This window comes from Kytococcus sedentarius DSM 20547, assembly GCF_000023925.1.
Classification (GTDB): Bacteria; Actinomycetota; Actinomycetes; order Actinomycetales; family Dermatophilaceae; genus Kytococcus; species Kytococcus sedentarius.
This window is the reverse complement of the sequence record NC_013169.1, coordinates 775,495-790,068: the sequence shown is the minus strand read 5'-3', so window position 1 is coordinate 790,068 and position 14,574 is coordinate 775,495. Positions and strand designations below refer to the sequence as shown.

Sequence of the window (14,574 nt, the reverse complement as noted above, 5' to 3'; positions counted from 1 at the left end):
CATCGTCCCACGGGGCGGCACAGGCGCGCAGGACCCCCGGCCGCGGCGTCGCGGAGGCTCCCGGTGGACGGGGAGGCCCCGCGTCGCCCTCAGTGCGCGAAGTGCCGGGTGCCGGTCAGGTACATGGTCACCCCGGCCTCCCGCGCGGCGGTGACGACCTCCTCGTCCCGCATCGACCCACCGGGCTGCACCACCGCCCGGACCCCGGCGTCCAGGAGCACCTGGAGGCCGTCGGCGAAGGGGAAGAAGGCGTCCGATGCGGCGACCGCGCCGCGAGCTCGCTCCCGTCCCGCCCGGGAGACCGCCAGGTGGCAGGAGTCCACCCGGTTCACCTGGCCCATGCCGATGCCGACGCTCGCGCCGTCCTTCGCCAGCAGGATCGCGTTGGACTTGGTGGCGCGCACGGCCCGCCAGGCGAACTGCAGATCGGCCAGGGTCGCCTCGTCGGCCGGCTCGCCGGACACGTGCTCCCACGCCCGCGCCACGTCACCCGGGGCGTCCAGCACGTCGCGCTGCTGGACCAGCAGGCCCCCGCTGATGGGGCGGAGCTCCAACCCTTGGCGCTGCGGGGCGACGGCGGTGAGCAGGCGGATGTTCTTCTTGGCGGTGAGCAGCTCCACGGCCGCCGGGGCGAACGAGGGGGCGATCACCACCTCGGTGAAGATGCCGGCCACGGTGGAGGCCATCTCCTCGGTGACCTCCCGGTTGGCCGCGATGATGCCCCCGAAGGCGCTCACCGGATCGCACGCGTGGGCGCGCTCGTGGGCCGTGGCGATGTCCGGCCCCACCGCGATCCCACACGGGTTGGCGTGCTTGACGACCGCCACGGTCGGCTGGTCGCCGTGGTCGTGGGCGGCCCGCCACGCGGCATCGGCGTCGACGTAGTTGTTGTAGCTCATCGCCTTGCCGTGCAGCTGCACCGCCGAGGCCACGCCCGGCGCCACCCGCTCCCCCGCCTGCGGCTCGCGGTAGAGCGCGGCCGCCTGGTGCGGGTTCTCCCCGTAGCGCAGGGTCTCGGCGAGCTCCCAGGCCGCCGAACGGTCGGCGGCGAAGGCGGGGGCCGGACGGTCGCCACCCGTCGCGTCCGACTCGACCGACGCATCCGGTGCGGCGCCGACGGTGCCCTGCTCGGCCATCCACGTCGAGACGGCCACGTCGTAGGCCGCGGTGTGGGCGAAGGCGCGGGTGGCGAGCTGCACGCGGGTCGCCAGGTCCAACCCGCCGGCGCGCACCGCATCGAGCACCTGTGGGTAGGACGTGGGGTCCACCACCACCGCCACGCTCGCGTGGTTCTTGGCGGCGCCACGCACCATCGACGGCCCGCCGATGTCGATCTTCTCGATGATGGCCGCACGGTCGGCGCCCGAGGCCACGGTCTCGGCGAAGGGGTAGAGGTTCACCACCACCAGGTCGAACCCGGCCACCCCGAGGTCCTCCAGCTGCGCGCTGTGGTCCGCGCGCGTGCGGTCGGCCAGGATGCCGGCGTGGATGGCCGGGTGCAGCGTCTTGACCCGCCCGTCGAGGCACTCGGGGAAGCCGGTGACCTCCTCGACCGCGGTGACCGGGACCCCGATCTCGCGCAGGTGGGCTGCGGACCCGCCGGAGGAGACGATCTCGACCCCCTCGTCGGCTAGGCCCCGGGCGAGCTCGTCCAGGCCCGTCTTGTCGTAGACGCTGATCAGGGCGCGGCGGATGGGCCGGACGGTGTCGGTGGGGGTCATGCCCAGGTGGCCTTTCGGTCGTGGAGGGTCACACCGCCGGTGGCGATGCGGGTCAGCGTGGTCACCAGGAGCTCGCGCTCGGCGACCTTGATGCGTTCGTGGAGGGTGGCCTCGTCGTCCCCGGGCTCCACGCGCACGGCGCGCTGGTCCAGGATCGGGCCGGTGTCGGTCCCCGCATCGACGAGGTGGAGGGTGCACCCGGTGACGGCCACGCCGTGCTCCAGCGCGTCCCGCACCCCGTGCGCACCGGGGAAGGAGGGCAGCAGGGCCGGGTGGCAGTTGAGGGTCAGCCCGCCCCAGCGCTCGAGGAAGGCCGGGCCGAGGAGGCGCATGAACCCCGCCGAGAGCACCAGGTCGGGGCGGTGGACGGCGACGACCTGGGCCAGCGCTGCGTCCCACGCGGCCCGGTCGGCGTGGTCGGCCGGGGCCACCAGGGCCGTGGGCAGGCCGCGGGTGGCCGCGTGGTCCAGCCCCTCGGCGGGCCGGTCGGCCACCACCGCGACCACCTCGAAGGGCGCTGTGCCGTCGGCCGCATCGAGGACCGCCCGGGCTGTGGAACCGGCTCCGGAGAGCAGGACGACCACGCGCAGGCGGTGGGAGGTGGGGCCGAGCTGGACCTGTGTCACGGGCCACAGGGTAACGCCGCGGCTGTGGACGCCACCCGGCAGCCACCCCGCTCGGATCGCTACGGTGCGGACATGCCGATGACCGCCCTGTTCCTCGCCTGCCTGACGGGGACCCTGGGGCTGCTGGCGACCGGGCACGTCCGGGGGCGACTGGCCGGGGGCGCCCACCGGCGCCCGGAGGACCCCCCCTCACCGGTCCCCCGTTTCGGGTGGCTGCCCTGGGTGGCCGCCGTGGGCGTGGCGGTCCCGGCCGCGCTCGGGGCCCCGCTGCTGCAGGCCGCCGCCGAGGGGCACCGCCCGGGGCTCCCGGTGGTGCTGCTGGGATGCCTGGGGGTGATGGCGGTCGTGGCGGGTGCCACCGCATCGGCCATCGACCTGGACGTCCACCGCCTGCCGGACCGCCTCACGCTGCCGGCGGCGGCCACCTGTCTGCTCGTGCTGGTGGGCGTCGCCGCGGCCGACGGAGCCTGGGACGACCTGCGGCGCGCGGTGCTCGCGGCCATGACGCTCGGGGTGGGCTACTGCACCCTGTCCTTCCTGACCGCCGGGGGCATCGGGCTGGGCGACGCGAAGCTGGCGCTCTCCATCGGCCTGTTCACCGGCTGGCTGGGGTGGGGCCCCTTCCTGCTCGCAGCCTGGGGGGCGTTCGCCGTGGGCGCGCTCGTCGCCGTGGTCCTGATGGTCGCCGGCCGGGCCACCCGGGCCACCCAGCTCCCCTTCGGACCGTCGATGGTGTGCGCGGCCTGGGCGACGTGGGTGCTCACCCTGGCCCCGGTGCCCGGCTGACGGTTCGCCGACCGCCCGGACCCGGCGCCGCGCCCCCGGCCGGGTCCGAGCACCCCTCTCGGACAGCGAGGAGCCCCCGCACCAACCGGCGCGGGGGCTCCTGCGGTGACACGGATCAGGCGCGGCGGTCGCCGTCGCGCAGGTCCTCGTCGCCCTCGACCTCGATGCGCTCGCTGCGCACGGAGTCGGACACCTGGACGTTCTCGGTGTGGGTCTCCTTCTCGAGGCCCACCTCTTCGACCGCGACGGTCTCCTTCGAGACGACCGGGCGCTCGCTCTCCAGGTCCATCTCGACCTCCTGCTCCTGGAAGGCCTTGCCGTCACTGACGACCTCGCCGTCGACGGGGCGGCGCACGACGTGGGCGGACTCGGTCTCCACCGGCACGCTGACGGTCTGCTCCTCCTCGTCCACGTACTTGCGCAGACGGGCCCGGCCAGTCTCCTGGCGCTCGGTGCCCACGTTCAGGTGCTCCTCGTGGCGCACCATCGTGGCGTCGGCGTCACGGTCGGCGACACCGCGGTCACGGTCGGCGATGTCACGGTCGGCCACGGCGCGCTCGTCACGGTCGCCGACGTGCCCGGCGGCCCCAGCGGTCCCCGCGGCAGCTGTACCGGCAGCCACGTCGGTGCGGTCGGTGGCGACACCCTCGCCCTGACCGTCCACGCCGTAGTAGCGGTAGAGCTCCTGCTCCTGCTCGACACCCAGGTGCTCACCGGCGTCGACGCGCGGAGCGTCCTTGATCTGGTCCTTGGAGTACTGCACGGTCAGCCCGTCCTCGGTGACGGTCGCGCCGGAGAGCGGCACGAAGGACTGGGAGGTGCCGAACAGGCCCGTGTTCACGGTGGCCCACTCCGGCTCGTTGGTGCGGTCGTCGAGGTAGATCTCCTCGATCGAGCCGACCTTGTCGCCGTCCACGCTGTACAGGTCACCGTCACGCAGCGTACGGAGCTGGTCCTTGCTGATCATGCCGTTCTCCTTGTCCGGCCCCGGAGGGCCAGTGGTCGTTACCCCGGTGGGGGCTTCTCGTCCAACCTAGCCGCCTGATGCGGGGGCGCAACCCGGCGACGGGTGGCACATCCCACTCCGGCGCCTGGAAGGGGCGGGGCCCGGGAGGGCGGAGGGGGAACGGGGAAGGCAAAGGAACGAGGAAGGAGGACGGTGGCAGCGGCACGGGACAGGGGTGGCGCCACCCGGGCCCCCGGGGGCGTCCACCGCCTAGACTCGGCGCACCCCGGGGCGGACACCGCCCCCCGACCCGCAGGAGACCCGTGCCGCAGTCAGCTCCCCCGCCCCAGCGCCCCGCCCAGGCCCCGGACGAGACGACGATGCAGGCGCTGAAGGACTCGCGCCGCGCAGGCATCCTGCTGATCGCCGGCGTGCTGCTGGGGATGTTCGCCATGCCGAAGAACCTGGTGGCGGTGGTGGCCCTGCTCCCGAGCCTGTTCTACTTCGTCCGCACGCTGCGGGCGCAGGTGGGACGGGCGCCTGCGGTGGCCGTGGTCTGGACGGCCCTGGGTTTCGTCCTGGCCTCCATGGTCCTGGCCGGGACGCTGCTGCCCTACCTGTTCTTCGACAACTCCATGGCGCTGCAGGAGTGCGTGGACGCCGCCAACACCCTCGAGGCGCGGTCGGAGTGCACCCAGAACTGGACGGACACCTTCTCGCGGTTCACGCAGGGCGGCTGAGCAGCCGCTCCACCCCCAGCCGCAGACCGGCCCCGAGCGCCAGCTGACCCGCCACGGCCGGCCCCGACCAGGGGCTGGGCCCCACGGCCGCCAGCGGCCCGGGCGCCACCCCCGTCGTGGCGTGGTGGCCCAGGAACCAGACGGCGGCGCCCACCAACGCGCTGGCCGCCAGGCAACGCCAGACCACGTCGGTCCAGGACGCGACCTCCACGAACTCGGCCAACCGGCCCCGCACGGCCCCCGGCAGCAGCGCACCCACCCCAACCCCGACCAGGAGCACCAGCCACCACGCCGGCGGGAGGGGTCCCGCATCGGGCACGGCGCCCAGCACGGGGACGGCCGGGAGGGTGACCTCGGGAACCTGGTGCGGGGAGGCCCCGGCATCGCCCACGGCCAGGCCCGCGCCACTGCCCCAGGCGACCGCCCACACCACGAGGGTGGGGAGCCACCCCAGCTGGGCCAGGACGAGCACCACCGAACCGAGGCTCCCCGGGGCGAGGGCCCGGTGCACCGCCACCACCTGGTCGAACCCGAGCGCGACCACCGCCACGACCCCCACCAGTCCCGCGACGGCGAGGGCCGCCGCGGCACGCAGCGCCGGGCCGACCGCATCCTGCAGCACCTCGCCGGCGTGACCGGGCCAGTCGGAGAACCACCCGTCGACCCGCCGCGGCGGGGCACCGGCAAGGGCCCCCAGCGCGCATGCCAGGGCCGCCGTGCAGGTCATCAGCACCACCCACCGGACGAAGCCACCGCCCTCCGGCAGGGCACCCACGGCCAGACCGAGGGCCAGGCTGGTCGCCACGGCGCCGGCGACGCCGCCACCTACGGCCGCTGCCGGCACGCTGCCGGGCAGGTCGGGGTCCATGAAGAGGCCGCGCACCAAACGTCGCAGCGCCCAGAAGAGGGCGGCGGACCACGCCAGGGTCACCAGGGTCGGCCCCCCCACCAGGCTCCACCGCGTGACCTCCCCGGCCACCGCCAAGGGGTCGCCCAGCTCGAGGCGGGCACCCTGGGCGAGCTGGGTCAGGCGGACGCCCTCCCGGCCGGCCTGGGCCGCCGAGAGCGTCGGTGACGGGGCGCTGACCCAGGCCGCGAAGGCCAGCCCGGCCAGCAGCGCGTGGGCCACCAAGGTGGCCAGCACACCCCAGCCGGCCCCGGCCGTGAGGGCCGAGGCACCCCACGACCGCCCCGCAGGGGCCCGGGCAGGGGTGCGGTCACGAGCGGGGGTGCGCACGGTGGTGGAGGAGGTCGGCATCGCGGTCCATCATCCCGCCTCCGGGGGTCAGGCGGGTGCAGCCTCGCCCGGGGCGTCGGTCAGGAGGATCACCTGCCGCAGCTCGTCACCGGCCTCGAGGCGGTCCATGGCGCGGTTGATCTCCTCGAGCCCGATGTGGGAGCTGATGAGGCGCTCGATCGGCAGCCTGCCCTGGCGCCACAGGTCGACGAACCGGGGGATGTCACGACGCGGGACCGCCGAGCCGAGGTAGCTGCCGGTGATGGTGCGGGCCTGCGCGACCAGGGCCAGCGGCCGCAGGGTGCTCTCGGCATCGGCCGGGGGCAGGCCGACGGTGACGGTGGTGCCACCGGGTGCGGTCAGGGCCACGGCGGTCTCGAAGCCGCGGGGGTTGCCGGTGGCGTCCACCACCAGGTGGCCGCGGACCTCCTGCTCGGTGGCCTCCTGAGGCGACCAGGCCCGGGCCGCACCGAGCTCGCGAGCCAGCTCACGCTTGCTCGCGATGCCGTCGACACCCACCACCTCGTGGCCCAGCGCACGCGCGACCAGGACGGCGGCCATGCCCACCCCACCCAGCCCGACGACCACGATGGTGCTGCTGCGACGAAGCTCCACCACGTTCATCACCGCTCCCCCACCGGTGAGGACCGCGCAGCCCAGCACGGCAGCCACATCGGCCGGCACGTCGGCCTCCACCGGCACGACCGAGCGCTCGTCGACGACGGCGTGGGTGGCGAAGCCCGAGACACCCAGGTGGTGCGCCACCGACTCCCCGTCCGCGTGCAGCCGGCGCCCACCGCCCAGCAGATCACCACGCTCGTTGGCCGCCGATCCGGGGGTGCAGGGCAGCCGGCCCTCGGTGTCGCAGGCCTCGCACGCGCCGCACCGCGGCAGGAAGGTCATGACCACCCGGTCGCCCCGCCCGACGGTCGACACCCCGGGACCGACCGCCTCGACGATGCCGGCGGACTCGTGCCCCAGCAGCATGGGCAGCGGGCGCGGACGCCTCCCCTGGACCACCGAGAGGTCGGAGTGGCACACGCTGGCGGCCTCGATTCGCACCAGGATCTCCCGCTCGCCGGGCGGGTCCAGGTCGAGGCGCCGCACCTCCAGGGGTGCCGACTGCGCGTAGGGGGCCTCGGCCTGCAGCGTGCGCAGGACCGCTCCGGTGGTGTGCAGGGGGCCCGGGTGCGTGCTCATCGGCCCAACCTATGCCCGGGCAGCCCGGTGCCACCGCCGCGGGCGGGGCGTCACCCCATCGAGGGGGCCCCACACGGCGCAGCGGCCCGCCCCCGGGAGGGGACGGGCCGCTGCGTGGGGTGCGGGCGTCTCAGCCCTGCAGGCCCTTCATGATCTCGCGCATCAGGTCGGCGGTCTGGGACGGCGTCTTGCCGACCTTCACGCCCACGGCCTCGAGGGCCTCCTTCTTCGCCTCCGCGGTGCCGGAGGAACCCGAGACGATGGCGCCGGCGTGGCCCATGGTCTTGCCCTCCGGGGCGGTGAAGCCGGCCACGTAGCCGACGACCGGCTTGGTGACGTGCTCCTTGATGTAGTCGGCGGCGCGCTCCTCGGCGTCGCCACCGATCTCGCCGATCATCACGATGGCGTCGGTCTCGTCGTCGTTCTGGAAGGCCTCCAGCGCGTCGATGTGCGTGGTGCCCACGATCGGGTCACCGCCGATGCCGATGGCCGTCGAGAAGCCGAAGTCCCGCAGCTCGTACATCATCTGGTAGGTCAGCGTGCCCGACTTGGACACCAGGCCGATGCGGCCACCCTCGGCGATGTTGGCCGGGATGATGCCGGCGTTGGACTGGCCGGGGCTGATGATGCCGGGGCAGTTCGGGCCGATGATGCGGGTCTTGCCGGCCTTCTTGGCCTCGGCCCAGAACTCGGCGGAGTCCTGCACCGGGATGCCCTCGGTGATGACGACAGCCAGCTCGATCTCGGCCTCGACGGCCTCCAGGACGGCGTCCTTGGAGAACTTCGGGGGCACGAAGAGCACGGACACGTTCGCGCCGGTGGCCTCCATGGCCTCCTTGACCGAGCCGAACACCGGCACGGAGGTGCCGCCCTCGAACTCGACCTCGGTGCCGGCCTTCTTCGGGTTCACGCCGCCTACGACGTTGGTCCCCGAGGTGAGCATGCGCTGGGTGTGCTTCATGCCCTCGGAGCCGGTCATGCCCTGGACGATGACCTTGGAGTCGTTGTTCAGGAAGATCGCCATGCTCAGTTCTCCTTCGCGGCCAGCTCGGCCGCCTTCTCGGCGCCGCCGTCCATCGTGTCGGCAATGCTCACCAGCGGGTGGTTGGCGTCGGCGAGGATCTTGCGACCCTCCTCGACGTTGTTGCCGTCCAGGCGCACGACCAGCGGCTTGGTGGCGTCGTCACCCAGCATCTCGAGCGCCTGCACGATGCCGTTGGCCACGGCGTCGCAGGCGGTGATGCCGCCGAAGACGTTCACGAAGACGCTCTTGACCTGCTCGTCGCCGAGGATCACGTCGAGGCCGTCGGCCATGACCTGCGCCGAGGCGCCGCCACCGATGTCCAGGAAGTTGGCCGGCTTGGCCTTGCCACCGGTCTTGTCCTCGCCGGCGTAGGCCACGACGTCCAGGGTGGACATCACGAGGCCGGCGCCGTTGCCGATGATGCCGACGTTGCCGTCGAGCTTCACGTAGTTGAGGCCCTTGGCCTTGGCCTTGGCCTCCAGCGGGTCCGCGGCCTCCTTGTCCTCCAGGTCCGCGTGGTGCGGCTGACGGAAGTCGGAGTTCTCGTCCAGCGTGACCTTGCCGTCCAGCGCGATGATCTCGCCGTCCTCGGTCTTCACCAGCGGGTTCACCTCGACCAGCGAGGCGTCCTCCTCGGTGTAGACCGTGTACAGGGTCTTGAAGGTCTTGGCGAGCTCGTCCTTGCTGTCGGTGAACCCGGCGGCCTCGACGATCTCGGCGGCCTTCGCGTCATCCAGACCGACCGACGGGTCGATCTCGATGCGGGCCAGCGCCTCCGGGCGCTCGACGGCGAGCTGCTCGATCTCGACGCCGCCCTCCTTCGAGCACATGGCCAGGTAGGAGCGGTTGGTGCGGTCCAGCAGGATGGAGAAGTAGTACTCCTCGGCGATCTTGGCGCCCTGGGCGATCATCACCGTGTGCACGGTGTGGCCCTTGATGTCCATGCCGAGGATGGCCTCAGCGGCCTCCTGCGCCTCCTCGGGGGACTTCACGACCTTCACACCGCCGGCCTTGCCACGCCCACCGGTCTTGACCTGGGCCTTGACGACCACGACACCACCGGACTTCTGTCCGATTCGCTCCGCGGCAGCTCGAGCCTCTTCGGGGGTGGTGGCGACCTCACCGGCCAGCACCGGAACCCCGTGCTTCTCGAACATGTCACGGGCCTGGTACTCGAAGAGATCCACGAGTTGACACCGTCCTCACGATTTCGACTGTTGTTGCCGGCCCGCGACACACGGGTCGGCCTCCACCGACTCTAGTCGGTGCCGTGGGCGCTTCCACCACCCGCACGGCCCGCCCGGGCGTGAGGAGGGCTCTCGGCGGCCCCGCGGGTGGCGGTGGCTCAGAGCTTCTCCACCGGGGCGTAGCGCAGCAACAGGCGCTTGGTGCCCAGGTCCCCGCCGAAGTCGACGTGCGCCATCGCCTTGTCCCCGACGCCCTCCACCCGGACCACGGTGCCCAGTCCGAAGGAGTCGTGCGTCACCCGGTCGCCGGCCTCCAGCTGGACCACGGTGCGCGTGCGCTCGGGGGCGATGCGGCCGGCCAGCCGCGCGACGGCGGGCTGGCTGGTCGGGGCATGGGCACCCACGGCGCCCTCGCGCTCCCAGTGCAGCAGGTGCTCGGGGAGCTCGCCCAGGAAGCGGGACGGCGGGTTGTACTGCGGGGAGCCGTAGGCCGAGCGGACGCTCGCCCGCGACAGGTGCAGCCGCTCGCGGGCGCGGGTGATGCCCACGTAGGCCAGGCGCCGCTCCTCCTCGAGCTCGTCGGGGTCGTTGAGGGAGCGCATGTGCGGGAAGGTGCCGTCCTCCAGGCCGGTCAGGAAGACCACCGGGAACTCCAGGCCCTTGGCGCTGTGCAGGGTCATCAGCGTCACGACGCCCTGCTCGGAGTCCTCGTCCGCCCCCGCATCGGTGTCCGCAACGAGGGAGACCTGTTCCAGGAAGGCCGCCAGGTGCGCTGCGCCCCCCACCTCACCGGCGGTCGGGCTGTCCGGGTCGGCGGCCGCCTCGTCGAACTCGCGGGCGACGGACACCAGCTCGGCGAGGTTCTCCAACCGGCTCTCGTCCTGCGGGTCGTCGGAGTCACGCAGCTGCTGGGCGTACCCGGTCTGCTCCAGCACGGCCTCCAGCACGTCGGCCACGCCGCCCCCGGCCTCGGCCACCGTGCGCAGCGCCTCCAACAGCGAGGCGAAGGACTGGACTGCCTTGAGCGACCGGGTGGCCAGACCAGGCGCGTCCTCGGCGCGGCCCAGCGCCGCGACGAAGGGGATGCGCTCCCGCTCGGCCAGCGCCACCAGGGCGCCCTCGGCCCGGTCCCCGATGCCGCGCTTGGGGACGTTGAGGATGCGGCGCAGGTTCACCGTGTCCGTCGGGTTGACCAGGACCCGCAGATAGGCCAACGCGTCCTTGATCTCGCGGCGCTCGTAGAAGCGGGTACCGCCCACCACACGGTAGGGCAGGCCCACCCGCACGAAGACCTCCTCCAGCGCGCGCGACTGCGCATTGGTGCGGTAGAAGACCGCGACGTCCCCGGGGACGGCCTCCCCGCGGTCGACCAGCTGGTCGATCCGCTCGGCCACGAAGCTGGCCTCGTCGTGCTCGTTGTCCGCCACGTAGCCGACGATCCGGTCGCCGTCCCCGGCCTCGGACCACAGGTTCTTGGCGCGCCGCCGCTCGTTGCGGCCGATGAGCGTGTTCGCCGCCGTGAGGATGGTCTGGGTGGAGCGGTAGTTCTGCTCCAGCAGGATGGTCCGCGCCTCGGGGTAGTCGGTCTCGAACTCCACGATGTTGCGGATGGTGGCGCCCCGGAAGGCGTAGATGGACTGGTCGGCGTCACCGACCACGCACAGCTCGGCCGGCGGCACCTGGTGCTCGGCGGGCTGCTGCCCGGGCTCCACCCCGCCGGTCGAGCCCGCACCGCCCGTGAGCTCGCGCACCAGGACGTACTGGGCGTGGTTGGTGTCCTGGTACTCGTCCACCAGGATGTGGCGGAACCGGCGCCGGTAGTGCTCGGCGACCGCGGGGAAGGCCTGCAGGATGTTGACCGTCATCATGATGAGGTCGTCGAAATCCAGCGCGTTGGCCTCGCGCAGGCGCTGCGAGTACCGGGTGTAGACCTCGGCGATGGCCCGGTCGTACGGGTTGTTCTCGTTCACCGCGTTCGCGAAGGCCTCCGCGTCCAGCAACTCGTTCTTGGCCCCGGAGATGCGGTGCGAGACCGCGCCCGGCGGAAAGCGCTTGGGGTCGAGGTCGAGCTCGCGCAGCACCAGGCTGATCAACCGCTGGCTGTCGGCCGCGTCGTAGATCGAGAAGGTGGAGCGCAGCCCGACCGTCTTGGCCTCGCGCCGCAGGATCCGCACGCAGGCCGAGTGGAAGGTCGAGACCCACATCGCCCGGGCCGGCGGGCCCACCAGCGCCTCGACGCGCTCCCGCATCTCGGCTGCGGCCTTGTTGGTGAAGGTGATGGCCAGGATCTGCCCCGGGTGCACCCCGCGGTGGCGCAGGAGGTGGGCGATGCGGTGCGTCAGCACCCGCGTCTTGCCCGACCCGGCACCGGCGATGATCAGCAGCGGGGACCCCGCGTGCAGGACGGCCTCCCGCTGCGGCGGGTTCAGGCCCTCCAGGAGCTCCTCCTCGGTGGGCGGGGTCGGCCGGGCGGGGCGCCGCTGGGGCCGGGCGGTCCCCATCGAGGGCGGCGGGCCGTCCCCCCGCGCCCAGTCGGGCACCCCGTCCGCCCCCACACCCGACCCCGGTGCGCCGTCCCCCGGAACCCCGGCCGGAGGGTTCGCGGGCTGGCCGAAGAGGTCGAGTTCTGCGAAGGGATTGCTCATGGTGGCCACATCGTAGGGGCCCTCACCGACAGCATCGGCGCCCTCCTACGATGATGCCCATGGACACCCTCTACGAACTGCTCGCCGTCATCCACCTGCTGGGCATGGCCGCCTTGGTCGGTGGCTGGCTGGTCTCCCTGCGCACGAACGTCATGAACACGGTGATGGTGTGGGGTGCCCGCATCCAGCTGCTCACCGGTGTGCTCCTGGTGGGCGTCGCCGAGATGGGCGACGGGGAGCTCGACCACGTGAAGGTGGGGGTGAAGCTCGTCATCGCCGTGATCGTCGCCGGCCTGGTCGAGGCCGCCGCCGCCAAGGAGCGTCGTGGCGAGGAGGCCCCCTCCCTGCGCAACTCCGCCGGTGGTCTGGCCGTGCTGAACGTGCTGGTCGCCAGCCTCTGGCACCTCTTCTGAGCCGAACCCCGCAGCACGCGGCCCCCGGCCACGCAAACGGCCCGTCACCCCCTGGGTGGCGGGCCGTTCGCCTCCTCGCTGCGTCCCCACCCGCAGCTCCCCGTCCCGCCGGCGGGGGGTCAGTCCCCCATCACCGCCCGGGCGCGCCGCAGGTCGTCGGCGTTGCGCTCGATGCTGGCACTCACCCGAGGATCGGACACCGGCACCCAGGCTGCCCGGGTGGTCGACCCGCCGACGTCGTGGACCACCGGCTCGTGGACCGTCGCCACACGGCCCGCCCACACGAGGCTGATGCCGTGGAAGTCCTCCTCCGCCCCGTCGGACCGCCGCCCCGTCCCGGTCCACGACCGCACGGCCAGCGGCACGGCCTCGAGCAGGTCGTGGCCGGTCTCCTCCCAGACCTCCCGGGCCAACGCCTCGGCAAAGGTCTCCCCCGGGTCGACCCCGCCGCCGGGCCAGTTCCAGAACTCGGTCTCGGTGAAGTCGTCCCACAGCGCGGTCAGCAGCACCCGCTCACCGGACGGGTCGAACACCACCGCGTGGGTGGCCACCCGCTGGCGGCGCGGCGGTGCGCCGGACTCGACCACCATCCCCGGCGCCGCGGGACGGGGGAGGTCCGCCGGGTCGTACCCGTCGCCGTAGTCGAGCACCAGCGGCCGGTCCCCCGCCTCGTCCACCGGTCCGTGGTCCACCACCGGGACGGCGCCCTCGCGGGCCGTAGCCCCCAGCTCGCGGGCCAACCAGGTCGGGTCCACCCCGTGCCCCAGCGCCAGGACGTGCTCCCCCACCCGCACGAACAGCGGGATGGGCCCGGTCGGATCAGGACGGTGGTAGCTCTGGGTCATCCCCCCATCCCACCACGGTCGCCCCCGGATCCACGGCCGATGGGGGATGATGAGCCGTGATGTCCGACCAGCCCGCCACCCCGCACGGTTCCACGTCGCTGAGCGGCGATCTCGACCCGCAGGGCGCTGGGCTCTCCCCGGCCCGCGCCGTCTCGGCCGTCGTCGGACTCTCGGCGGCAGCGGTCATCATCATCTGGGGCCTGCCGTGGATCGCCGACACCACCTGGGCCCAGATCGGCCGGCAGCTGCGCCGCCTGACCGCCACCGACATCGCTTGGCTGACCGGTCTCACGTCCGTGGCCGTGCTCTTCTACACCCTGGTCATGACCGGCTCCATCCGCGGGCTGCGCACCGGTCAGGCGGTCATCTCCAACCTGGTGGGCACGATGATCTCCACCACCTTCCCCCTCGGCGGCGCGGTCGGGGTGGGGGCCACCTACGCGATGTTCCGCAGCTGGGGCTTCGACCGCAAGGACGTCTCCTCGGCCCTGACGGTCATCGGCGTGTGGAACATCCTGGGGCGCGCGGCGCTGCCCGCCATCGCCGCGGCCTGGATGCTCTACGAGGCGGTGGGCACCCTGCCGAGGGAGGTCGTCTTCTCGCTCACCCTCGGCGGCGGCATCGGCGGGGCCCTGCTGCTCTTCTTCGTCCTGGCAGTGGCCTCCCGCACCGTGGCCGGCGGGCTCGGCTCCGCGCTCGGCTGGCTCGCCTCCCCCCTCACCCGCTGGTTCGAGGTCGACCGGTCCGACTTCCGCCAGGTGGCGCTCGACCTGCGCTCCCGCATCGCGACCACCGTGCGCACCGGGGGCCTGGCCATGACCCTCGGGATGATCGGCTTCCTCGGTTTCTACGCCCTCGTCTTCTGGCTGTGCCTGCGCTACATGGGCGTCGACATCTCCCCCGTGCAGGCCTTCGCCGCCTACGCCGTGGGCCGACTCCTGACCGCGTTCCCCATCACCCCCGGGTCGATGGGGGTGACCGAGGCCGGCGCGCTGGCGATCCTCGTGGCCGGCGGCGCCTCGCCCGCCGGGGCCTCGGCCGCGGTGCTGCTGTTCAGCCTCTTCACCAACGTGCTGCACGTACCCGCCGGCATCATCGCCGGCGTGGTGTGGGTGCTCACGGCCGGGCGCTCACCGGCCCGGCCCCACCTCGGCCGCAGCGCCTGAGCCCGGCGGGCGCCTCACTCCCATCCGATCGAGTTCGG

General features: G+C 73.2%; 13 protein-coding genes. 4 read left to right on the top strand and 9 right to left on the bottom strand.

What is annotated here, in order from left to right:
• Window positions 1-89: 89 nt before the first annotated feature.
• Both purH and purN read right to left on the bottom strand, forming a co-directional pair.
• Window positions 90-1,721, bottom strand: coding sequence for a bifunctional phosphoribosylaminoimidazolecarboxamide formyltransferase/IMP cyclohydrolase (purH, locus tag KSED_RS03775; RefSeq protein ID WP_012802252.1), 1,632 nt, complete (start codon window positions 1,719-1,721; stop codon window positions 90-92).
• Entirely contained in the window at window positions 1,718-2,347 is a 630-nt protein-coding gene (gene purN, locus KSED_RS03770; protein WP_012802251.1) for a phosphoribosylglycinamide formyltransferase, read from the bottom strand. Before purN ends, purH begins: the two co-directional genes overlap by 4 nt.
• A gap of 72 nt (window positions 2,348-2,419) precedes the next feature.
• Between purN and KSED_RS03765 the strand changes: the two genes are divergently transcribed.
• Window positions 2,420-3,133: a prepilin peptidase gene (locus KSED_RS03765; protein ID WP_143827341.1), complete on the top strand. Its 714-nt coding sequence runs from the start codon at window positions 2,420-2,422 to the stop codon at window positions 3,131-3,133.
• Between the two features lie 115 nt (window positions 3,134-3,248).
• On the opposite strand, the gene KSED_RS03760 is transcribed toward KSED_RS03765, so the two are convergent.
• Complete coding sequence (locus KSED_RS03760; RefSeq protein WP_012802249.1) at window positions 3,249-4,100, bottom strand: DUF2382 domain-containing protein; 852 nt, start codon at window positions 4,098-4,100, stop codon at window positions 3,249-3,251.
• A gap of 302 nt (window positions 4,101-4,402) precedes the next feature.
• On the opposite strand from KSED_RS03760, the gene KSED_RS03755 reads away from it, so the two are divergent.
• A complete protein-coding gene (locus KSED_RS03755) occupies window positions 4,403-4,819 on the top strand; it encodes a hypothetical protein (RefSeq protein WP_143827340.1) in 417 nt (138 codons plus the stop codon).
• Here KSED_RS03755 and KSED_RS14845 read toward each other — a convergent pair.
• The 5 genes from KSED_RS14845 to pcrA form a co-directional block, all read right to left on the bottom strand.
• A complete protein-coding gene (locus KSED_RS14845) occupies window positions 4,803-6,077 on the bottom strand; it encodes a cell division protein PerM (protein WP_012802247.1) in 1,275 nt (424 codons plus the stop codon). The genes KSED_RS03755 and KSED_RS14845 overlap by 17 nt on opposite strands.
• A 27-nt stretch (window positions 6,078-6,104) precedes the next feature.
• Window positions 6,105-7,256, bottom strand: a complete 1,152-nt coding sequence (locus KSED_RS03745) for an alcohol dehydrogenase catalytic domain-containing protein (protein WP_012802246.1) — start codon at window positions 7,254-7,256, stop codon at window positions 6,105-6,107.
• Window positions 7,257-7,386: 130 nt separating this feature from the next.
• Window positions 7,387-8,280 (bottom strand): succinate--CoA ligase subunit alpha, encoded by an 894-nt coding sequence (gene sucD / locus KSED_RS03740; protein ID WP_012802245.1) that lies wholly within the window; start codon window positions 8,278-8,280, stop codon window positions 7,387-7,389.
• Between the two features lie 2 nt (window positions 8,281-8,282).
• On the bottom strand, window positions 8,283-9,467 hold the full coding sequence (gene sucC, locus KSED_RS03735) for an ADP-forming succinate--CoA ligase subunit beta (RefSeq protein ID WP_012802244.1): 1,185 nt from the start codon (window positions 9,465-9,467) through the stop codon (window positions 8,283-8,285).
• 158 nt (window positions 9,468-9,625) lie between these two features.
• On the bottom strand, window positions 9,626-12,112 hold the full coding sequence (pcrA, locus tag KSED_RS03730; RefSeq protein WP_041291190.1) for a DNA helicase PcrA: 2,487 nt from the start codon (window positions 12,110-12,112) through the stop codon (window positions 9,626-9,628).
• A 59-nt stretch (window positions 12,113-12,171) separates the two neighbouring features.
• Between pcrA and KSED_RS03725 the strand changes: the two genes are divergently transcribed.
• Window positions 12,172-12,525, top strand: a complete 354-nt coding sequence (locus KSED_RS03725) for a hypothetical protein (RefSeq protein WP_012802242.1) — start codon at window positions 12,172-12,174, stop codon at window positions 12,523-12,525.
• A gap of 119 nt (window positions 12,526-12,644) precedes the next feature.
• Here KSED_RS03725 and KSED_RS03720 read toward each other — a convergent pair whose 3' ends face one another.
• Complete coding sequence (locus tag KSED_RS03720; protein WP_012802241.1) at window positions 12,645-13,370, bottom strand: NUDIX hydrolase; 726 nt, start codon at window positions 13,368-13,370, stop codon at window positions 12,645-12,647.
• Between the two features lie 59 nt (window positions 13,371-13,429).
• Here KSED_RS03720 and KSED_RS03715 point away from each other — a divergent pair, with 59 nt between their 5' ends.
• Window positions 13,430-14,536, top strand: a complete 1,107-nt coding sequence (locus KSED_RS03715; protein WP_012802240.1) for a lysylphosphatidylglycerol synthase transmembrane domain-containing protein — start codon at window positions 13,430-13,432, stop codon at window positions 14,534-14,536.
• Window positions 14,537-14,574 lie beyond the last annotated feature (38 nt).

Coding starts and splice junctions, on each gene's coding strand:
- purH (WP_012802252.1), bottom strand. CDS start 1,721: ATGACCCCCACCGACACCGTCCGGCCCATCCGCCGCGCCCTGATCAGC.
- KSED_RS03765 (WP_143827341.1), top strand. CDS start 2,420: ATGCCGATGACCGCCCTGTTCCTCGCCTGCCTGACGGGGACCCTGGGG.
- KSED_RS03760 (WP_012802249.1), bottom strand. CDS start 4,100: ATGATCAGCAAGGACCAGCTCCGTACGCTGCGTGACGGTGACCTGTAC.
- KSED_RS14845 (WP_012802247.1), bottom strand. CDS start 6,077: ATGCCGACCTCCTCCACCACCGTGCGCACCCCCGCTCGTGACCGCACC.
- KSED_RS03745 (WP_012802246.1), bottom strand. CDS start 7,256: ATGAGCACGCACCCGGGCCCCCTGCACACCACCGGAGCGGTCCTGCGC.
- sucD (WP_012802245.1), bottom strand. CDS start 8,280: ATGGCGATCTTCCTGAACAACGACTCCAAGGTCATCGTCCAGGGCATG.
- pcrA (WP_041291190.1), bottom strand. CDS start 12,112: ATGAGCAATCCCTTCGCAGAACTCGACCTCTTCGGCCAGCCCGCGAAC.
- KSED_RS03725 (WP_012802242.1), top strand. CDS start 12,172: ATGGACACCCTCTACGAACTGCTCGCCGTCATCCACCTGCTGGGCATG.
- KSED_RS03720 (WP_012802241.1), bottom strand. CDS start 13,370: ATGACCCAGAGCTACCACCGTCCTGATCCGACCGGGCCCATCCCGCTG.
- KSED_RS03715 (WP_012802240.1), top strand. CDS start 13,430: ATGTCCGACCAGCCCGCCACCCCGCACGGTTCCACGTCGCTGAGCGGC.